General features: G+C 71.8%; 7 protein-coding genes and 1 pseudogene. 4 read left to right on the top strand and 4 right to left on the bottom strand.

Features of this window, described 5'->3' with window-relative positions; translation table 11 throughout:
• Nucleotides 1–63 precede the first annotated feature (63 nt).
• Nucleotides 64–303, top strand: a pseudogene (locus ROTAS13_RS15450) (cysteine--tRNA ligase); the annotation flags it as partial.
• 37 nt (nucleotides 304–340) lie between these two features.
• Here ROTAS13_RS15450 and ROTAS13_RS15445 read toward each other — a convergent pair.
• The gene (locus ROTAS13_RS15445) at nucleotides 341–1,126 is read right to left on the bottom strand and encodes a class I SAM-dependent methyltransferase (RefSeq protein ID WP_075822779.1); all 786 of its coding nucleotides are present in this window, start codon (nucleotides 1,124–1,126) and stop codon (nucleotides 341–343) included.
• A 236-nt stretch (nucleotides 1,127–1,362) separates the two neighbouring features.
• Here ROTAS13_RS15445 and ROTAS13_RS15440 point away from each other — a divergent pair, with 236 nt between their 5' ends.
• Together ROTAS13_RS15440 and ROTAS13_RS15435 are read left to right on the top strand one after the other, a co-directional pair.
• Nucleotides 1,363–1,746 carry a DUF305 domain-containing protein gene (locus ROTAS13_RS15440; RefSeq protein ID WP_019460953.1) on the top strand — a complete coding sequence of 128 codons (384 nt, stop codon included), beginning with the start codon at nucleotides 1,363–1,365 and terminating at the stop codon, nucleotides 1,744–1,746.
• A gap of 85 nt (nucleotides 1,747–1,831) precedes the next feature.
• On the top strand, nucleotides 1,832–2,635 hold the full coding sequence (locus ROTAS13_RS15435) for an RNA methyltransferase (protein WP_075822778.1): 804 nt from the start codon (nucleotides 1,832–1,834) through the stop codon (nucleotides 2,633–2,635).
• Between the two features lie 147 nt (nucleotides 2,636–2,782).
• Here ROTAS13_RS15435 and ggt read toward each other — a convergent pair whose 3' ends face one another.
• Nucleotides 2,783–4,477, bottom strand: coding sequence for a gamma-glutamyltransferase (ggt, locus tag ROTAS13_RS15430; protein ID WP_075822777.1), 1,695 nt, complete (start codon nucleotides 4,475–4,477; stop codon nucleotides 2,783–2,785).
• 184 nt (nucleotides 4,478–4,661) lie between these two features.
• Here ggt and ROTAS13_RS15425 point away from each other — a divergent pair, with 184 nt between their 5' ends.
• On the top strand, nucleotides 4,662–7,016 hold the full coding sequence (locus ROTAS13_RS15425) for a xanthine dehydrogenase family protein molybdopterin-binding subunit (protein WP_075822776.1): 2,355 nt from the start codon (nucleotides 4,662–4,664) through the stop codon (nucleotides 7,014–7,016).
• 58 nt (nucleotides 7,017–7,074) lie between these two features.
• Here the strand turns inward: ROTAS13_RS15425 and ROTAS13_RS15420 are convergent, their stop codons facing one another.
• Entirely contained in the window at nucleotides 7,075–7,479 is a 405-nt protein-coding gene (locus ROTAS13_RS15420; RefSeq protein WP_075822775.1) for a type II toxin-antitoxin system VapC family toxin, read from the bottom strand.
• Between the two features lie 39 nt (nucleotides 7,480–7,518).
• Complete coding sequence (locus tag ROTAS13_RS15415) at nucleotides 7,519–7,752, bottom strand: AbrB/MazE/SpoVT family DNA-binding domain-containing protein (RefSeq protein WP_027297158.1); 234 nt, start codon at nucleotides 7,750–7,752, stop codon at nucleotides 7,519–7,521.
• Between the last annotated feature and the right edge of the window lie 74 nt (nucleotides 7,753–7,826).

Below are 7,826 nucleotides of genomic sequence, written 5' to 3'. Positions count from 1 at the left end.
TTCGCCTTACGGTGGAGCTGTGCGTAGATGTGATCAAGAGACAGGGCGCCGGAGCCGGGCACGGCGGCGGCGGCGCTGCGCGAGGCCGCCGGGGTGCTGGGGCTGCTGTCCAGCGATCCGCAGGGCTGGCGCCAAGGGGGAGCGGATGGCGAGGCGGCGGCGATCGAGGCCGCCATCGCGGCACGCCTCGCCGCCCGCAAGGCGCGCGACTGGGCCGAGGCAGACCGCATCCGCGACGATCTCGCCGCGAAGGGCGTTGTGCTGGAGGACGGGCCGAAGGGCACCACCTGGCGCCGGGCCTGAGCCGGCGGCGGAGCGTCCGGGACGAGCGCTCCGCCGTTCAGCCCTTCCGCACCCGGACATGCAGGAAGAGCGGCGCCACCCGCGTATCCGCCACCGTCGGCACCTGCCGCGCCAGTTCCTCGCTGGCGCAGGGCTCGCCCATCGCCTCGATGCGCAGCCGGGCCGCCAGGATGATCGAGACCCAGCCCGACAGGGTGCGGTGGAAGCGGGGCGTGCGGAAGGGCGGGATGCCGGCGCGTTCCTCCACCGGCAGGGTGGAGAAATGCCATTCGTCCACGGCGCCGCCGGTGTCGTCGAAGTAGCGCGACACCTCCACTCCCAGCACCATGCCCTCCCCGTCACGCAGCACGCGCCGCCGGGGCGGGGCGAAGCAGGGGTGCAGGATCGAGAACTGCAGGAAGCCGCCGGGACGCAGCACCCGCGCCGCCTCGCGCAGCGCCTGGGCCTGGTCGGGCATGTCCATCAGCGACATGAATGCCGTGGCGAAGTCGAAGCGCGCATCGGGGAAGGGCAGGGCGGTGCCGTCCCCCACGCCATAGGCGATGCCGAGCGGTTCCGCCGCCTCGGCCTCCCGCGCATGGCGGATGAAGGTGGGGGCGATGTCCACCGCCCGCATCCGCGCGCCGAGCCGGGCGAGCTGCCGCGTGTTGGCGCCCTCGCCGCAGCCGATATCGATCCCCTCGAGCTTGGCCACGGGCGGCAGCATCGCCAGGAAGGCCGGCGTGTTCAGCGCGTCGCGGTACACGTCCATCCCGGCGCGGACCTGACGCGTCCAGTGCTCCGCATTGGCTTCCCAGTGCGCGGCGACTTCGGCGTGATCCATGGCGGCGCATTCCTGTTCCGGCGTGCGGGGAGGGCCGGGACGCATGGCACGGGCCGGTGACAGGGGCATGACACTCCGGTTCCCGGGACATGACTGGGATGGGTCAGGGCCGCGCCGCCGAACGTGTCCGGAAAGGGCGAGGGCCGCCCTTGCCTTCCCGCAAGGGGAAGGCCGCAGCCCTGTCCTCCCAGGGGCCGGGCGGAGTCCGGCCCAGACGATCGGGAAGGAGAATCCCCATGTTCCGCACCCTGCTGCTGCTGGGTACCTTGACCCTCGCCCAGCCCGCCATGGCGCAGATGGCCGGTCATGGCACCCATGGCGCCTCGCCCGCCGCCCCCACGGCCCCGCCCACGGGCAGGGCGGCATCGAGCCCGAGCACGGCGGAATACCGTGCCGCGATGGAGCGGATGCACAAGGCCATGGACATCCCCTACACCGGGGATGCCGACAAGGACTTCGTGGCCGGGATGATCCCGCACCACCAAGGGGCGATCGACATGGCCCGGACCGTGCTGAAATATGGCAAGGACCCGGAGATCAGGAAGATCGCCCAGGACGTGATCGCGGCGCAGGAGCGGGAGATCAAGGAACTGGAGGCGATCCGCAAGCGGCTGAACTGAGCCCCGCGCGGCGGCCCCTTGCTCCCGGGCGCCCGGCGACGCATGCACGCGGCCTGACACGGGCGCGAGGCGGGAGAGCGAGGGCATGACGGGACGGGATGGCGGCGCGGACCTGCATCCGGCACCGGGCGAGAGCCCGATCGTGGTGCTGGTGCGGCCGCAGCTTGCCGACAATATCGGGGCCGTGGCGCGGGCCATGGCCAATGGCGGGCTGTTCCACCTGCGGCTCGTGGCGCCGCGCGACGGCTGGCCGCAGGAACGCGCCTGGGCCACGGCGAGCGGCGCCGGGCGCATCCTGGATGCCGCCACGGTGCACGAGACCGTGGATGGGGCGGTGGCGGACTGCCAGCGCGTCTTCGCCACCTGCCCCCGGCCGCGCCATGTGATCATCCCCGTGCGCACGGCGCGCGCCGCCGCCGAGGACCTGCGCGGGATCAACGGCCGGGGCCTGCGGGCAGCGGTGCTGTTCGGGCCGGAGCGCGCCGGGCTGGACAACGAGGACATGGCGCGGGCGGACACGCTGGTGCGCTATCCGCTGAACCCGGCGCACATGTCGCTGAACCTCGCCCAGGCGGTGATGGTGCTGGCCTATGAGTGGTGGACCGCCGCCGAAGCGACGCCGCCGCGCCAGCTCATGACCAACGAGACGCATGTCGCCAGCAAGGAGGAGCTGGAAGGCTTCCTCGGGCGCCTGACCTCCGAGCTGGATGCCTGCGGCTTCCTCAGCAACGCGCAGAAGCGGCCCGGGATGATCCGCAACCTGCGCCACCTCTTCCAGCGCGGCGAGGTGACGGAGCAGGAATTGCGGACCCTGCACGGCGTGGTGAGCGAGCTGTCGCGCGGGCGCATGAAGCGCGGGCGGCCGGAGGAGGACGAGGAGCCGGGTTGAGCCGGCCTCCTCATCCCGCCGGCGCCGCCCCGACCTTCCGGATGCCCTTGCGCGCGGCATAGGCGGCCCTGTCCATCGGCCTGCCGCTCCCTGCCTTGTGGGACCGGTTCCGTCATGCGGCGTGTGACGGAACGGTCGCGCGCGGTGTTACCGGCGCGCCTGTTCCAGCACGAAGCGCACGCCGGGCCTGGCCAGCCCGCCCGCCACGCCGATGGGCGTGCCGTCGGCGCGCCAGCAGGCGGCGCCGGTCATCATTCCCGCTTCCCCGAAGGCGATCAGGTTCATGCCGCCGCCCACGGTCGGCACCGTCGCCACCTCGTGGCCCATGGCGGCCAGCTCCTCCCGCACCGTGGGGGCGACGCCGCCCTCGGCCTCCAGCGCCAGGCCCTGGGTCCAGATCCGGGGGGCCTCCACCGCCTCCTGCGGGCTCATGCCGTGGTCGATCATGTTCAGCACCGCCTGCATGGCCGAGCCGAAGATCTTCAGCCCGCCCGGCAGGCCCAGCGCGAAGACCGGCCTGCCGTCGCGCAGCACGATGGTCGGCGCCATGGAGGTGGTGATGCGCTTGCCCGGCGCCACGGACTGGGCGAGGCCCGGGCGCGGGTCGAAGTTGCACATGTAGTTGTTGGGGATCAGCCCCAGCCCGGGGATGCGGACCCGCGCGCCGAAGAGGCCGTTGATGGTCTGCGTCATGGCCACGACGTTGCCGGCGGCATCGGCGGTGGTGACATGGGTGGTGTCGGCGCTCTCGTCGAGCGGTGCCACGCCGGGCGCCCAGTCGCGCGCATGGCCGGGGTCGAACCCGGCCCGCCGTTCCTCCGCATAGGGCCTGGAGACCAGCCGCTCCACCGGGATGCGCACGAAAGCCGGGTCGGCGGTGACCATGGCGCGGTCGGCGAAGGCGAGCTTCAGCGCCTCGGCGATCCGGTGCAGGGTCGGCGCCGTGCCGAAGCCCAGGGCACGGAGGTCGAAGCCCTCCAGGAAGTTCAGCATCTGCACCATGTGCATGCCGCCGGCGGAGGGGGCGGGGGGACCGACCACCTCATGCCCGCGATAGGTGCCGCGCACCGGCTCGCGCTCGACCGGGGCGGTGCTGGCGAGGTCCTCCCGCGTCAGGATGCCGCCGTTGCGGGCGAACCAGTCGCAGGCGGCCTGCCCCAGCGCGCCCCGGTAGAAGGCGTCCGGCCCCTCCTGCGCGATGGTGCGCAGCGTCTCGGCCGTGTCGCCCTGGACCAGCCGCGCCCCGGCCTTCAGCGGCGTGCCGCCGGGCAGGAAGACCCGCGCCATCTCCGGGTCCCGCGCCAGATCGCCCGCGGCATCGGCGATGCAGTCGGCGAGATAGGTGGTGACGGCGAAGCCCCGGGCCGCGTGGCGGATCGCCGGCTCCATCACATCCGCGAGCGGCAGCGTGCCGTAGCGGGCCAGGATGTCGCACCAGGCGCGCAGCGCGCCCGGCGAGGCGACGGCCAGGGGGCCGACCGTGTTGGCCCGGCCCAGCGTCTCCATGCGCCGCGCCGGGTCTTCGGAGGCCGGGGTGTACATCGTCCCCGACCCCGCCAGCGGCGCGGCGGAAAGCCCGTCCACGATGATGTGGCGCCCGTCGGCGAGGCGCAGATGCGTCAGCCCGCCGCCCAGCGGCCCGGTCATCATCGGCTCGACCACCGAAAGGGCGAAGAAGGCGGCGATGGCGGCGTCCACCGCATTGCCCCCGGCCGCCAGCATCTCGGCCGCGGCGGCGGAACCCAGCGGGTGGTTGGTCACCGCCATGCCGCGGCTGCCGCTGGCCGGGGCCTTCTGCGTGGTGAAGGGCGATCCCGCCCGAGCGCGCCAGCCGCCGTCCATAGACTTCCCCTCGCGTTGAAACGGGCGCACCATCCTCCCGGCCGTCCGCCAAGCCAAGACGGGATTCCCCGTCCCAGCCCGGTTTTTGCCTCCATCCCTGTTGGTGGACAGGCTGACGGCCCGCCTCGTCTGTCCCGCCCCATTTGGGCCGCACACCGATCCGTCCGCTTCCGGAGGCTCCGCCATGCCCGATACGAACATGCCCGATCCCAGCCGCATGCGCTTCGCCGTGGGCCAGCCGGTCACGCGACGGGAGGACCCGATGCTGCTGCGGGGGGAGGGGCACTACACCGACGACCTGCAGGCCGAGGGGCAGGCCCATGCCTGGATGGTGCGCAGCCCCTATGCCCATGGCGTGATCAACGGCATCGACACGGCCGAGGCGAAGTCCATGCCGGGCGTGCTGGCGGTCTACACCGGTGCCGATCTCGCGGAATACGGCCCGATCAGATGCGCCATGCCGCTGAAGAATCGCGACGGCAGCCCGCTCGCCTCGCCGGTCCGCCCGGCGCTGGCGACGGACCGCGTGCGCTATGTCGGCGACCCGGTGGCCATCGTCATCGCCGAGACGCCGGCCGAGGCGCGCGACGCGGCGGAGGCGGTGATGCTGGACATCGACCCGCTCGACGCCGTCACCGAGGCCTCCGCCGCCGCCGCGCCGGGCGCGCCGCAGCTCTATGACGACGTACCGGGCAACGTGGTGCTGGACTGGCATTCGGGCGATGCGGAAAAGGTCGCCACCGCCTTCGCCACCGCCGCGCACCGGGTGAAGCTGCCGCTGCGCAACAACCGCATCGTGGTGGCCGCGATGGAGCCGCGTGCCGCCATCGCGGAATATGACGCGGAAAGCGGGCGCTACACGCTGCGCGCCTGCTCGCAGGGCGTCTTCGGCCTGCGCCGCCAGATCGCCGAGGACATCCTCAGGGTGCCGGTGGAGAAGGTGCATGTGCTGACCACGCAGGTCGGCGGCTCCTTCGGCATGAAGGGCACGGTCTATCCGGAATATCCCGGCATGTTCCACGCGGCGCGGCTGCTGGGCCGGCCGGTGAAGTGGACCGACGAGCGCTCCGGCTCCTTCGTGTCCGACCAGCACGGGCGCGACCACGAGACGGTGGCGGAGCTGGCGCTGGACGCGGAGGGACGCTTCCTGGCGGTGCGGCTGACCTCCTTCGCCAACATGGGCGCCTATCTCACCACGGTCGGGCCGCTGATGGGCACGATGGGCTTCGTGAAGAACGTCCAGTCCAACTACGCCACGCCGCTGATCGAGGTGGACACCAAGTCGGTCTTCACCAACACCAGCCCGGTCGGCGCCTATCGCGGCGCCGGGCGGCCCGAGGGCAACTACTACATGGAGCGGCTGGTCGAGGCCGCCGCGGCGCAGATCGGCATGGACCCGCTGGAACTGCGCCGCCGCAACCATATCCGCCCCGAGCAGATGCCCTATGACGCGGCCTCCGGCAGCCGGTACGATGGCGGCGAGTTCACCGCGCTGATGGAGGAGGCGCTGCGCCAGGCCGACTGGGACGGCTTCGCGGCCCGGCGGGAGGAAAGCGCCTCGCGCGGGTTGCTGCGCGGCCGCGGCCTCGGCAACTACCTCGAATGCACCGCCCCCGCCGGCAAGGAGCATGGCGGCGTGCGCTTCGAGGAGGATGGCGGCGTCACCATCATCACCGGCACGCTCGACTACGGCCAGGGCCACTGGACGCCCTTCGCGCAGCTCCTCGGCAGCCGCCTCGGCGTGCCCTTCGAGCGCATCCGGCTGATCCAGGGCGATTCCGACCTGCTGAAGCACGGCGGCGGCACCGGCGGCTCGCGCTCCATGATGTCCTCCGGCACCGCGATCATCGAGGCCTCGGAGAAGGTGATCGAGAAGGGCCGCGAGGCCGCCTCGCATCTCCTCGAAGCCGCCGTGGCGGATATCGAGTTCGACCCGGAGAATGGCCGCTTCGCCATCGCCGGCACGGATCGCGGCATCGGCATCCTGGAACTGGCCGCGCGCATGCGGGCCGCGCCGGAACTGCCGGAGGATCTGCGCTCCCTCGACGTGACGCATGTCACCGAGGACAAGCCGATGGCCTATCCCAATGGCTGCCACGTCGCCGAGGTCGAGGTCGATCCGGAGACCGGCCATGTGCATCTCGTGCGCTACCTCGCCGTCAGCGATTTCGGCGTCGAGGTGAACCCGCTGATGGTGCAGGGGCAGGTGCATGGCGGCGTCGCCCAGGGCATCGGCCAGGCGCTGATGGAGCGCGTCTCCTATGACGAGGGCGGGCAGATCCTGTCTGCCTCCTTCATGGACTACGCCCTGCCGCGTGCCGAGGACCTGCCGCCGATCCTCACTGCCTCCCGCCCCGTCCCGGCGAAGACCAACCCGGTCGGCGCCAAGGGCTGCGGCGAGGCCGGCTGCGCCGGCTCGCTGCCGGCGGTGATGAACGCCCTGGCCGATGCGCTGCGCGCCGCCGGGGCCGAGCCGGTGGACATGCCCGCCACGCCGGAGAAGGTCTGGATGGCGCTGCAGCGCACTTCGCGAGGCTGAGCAGCCTTGCCGTGCTTCGGGGGGAGGGTGTCCCCCCGGGGGCACTCACGGAAGCCTGTCAGGCTCCGGGTGCGATCAGGGCGACGGAGGGGAAATAGCTGCGGTAGCGTCCGACATCCCGCGTGAGCAGGGGCAGTTTCGCGACGGCAGCATGGGCGCCGATCAGGAAGTCTGGAAGCACACCTGTCCGTGACCCGCCGCGTGCCCGGTAGTTCTGGAAGGCCTTGCCAGCCAGGAACAAGGCCGCCCGGGGCATCGGCTGGAGCACGATTCCAGCCTCTTCCAGAAAGGCATCCACGGCTTCGATCGCCGGGAAGCGGACCGACAATTCAGCATAGACGATGTCGTTGATCAGCAATGGGCCGGCGACAGCCGCGGCATCGAGTTGCCGGATGGACCAGTCCACCCAGTTCGGGTCGTCGGTGGCCAGGTCGAGCAGGATATTGGTATCGACCAGCGTCATACCCCAGGTTCGCCCTCCGGACCCGCCTCGCTCGCCTCCTCAGTCGCCCCGCGTCAGGGCCATGATCTCGTCGGTGCTCATGCCATGCCCGGCCGCCCCCCGCAGCCGCTCGAAGCGGCTGCGGGGGGCGGCCGCGTCATCGGCGCGTGCCAGCACCACCCGGCCATCCGGTGCGACCTGGAATTCGACGGCGGTGCCGGTGGTGATGCCAAGCAGGTCCCGGACCGGCTTCGGGATGGTGACCTGCCCTTTGCTGGTGACGATGGTGGCCATGGCTTGCTTCCGGTAATACCGATGTTCCCTCCTGTCTCTTGATCACAAGTCTCGACGTCAGCATAGAGAGGTGT

This window comes from Roseomonas sp. TAS13, assembly GCF_001950415.1.
Classification (GTDB): Bacteria; Pseudomonadota; Alphaproteobacteria; order Acetobacterales; family Acetobacteraceae; genus Roseomonas; species Roseomonas mucosa.
Note: the sequence above shows the minus strand (reverse complement) of the source record. Positions and strands in the feature narration are given on the sequence as shown.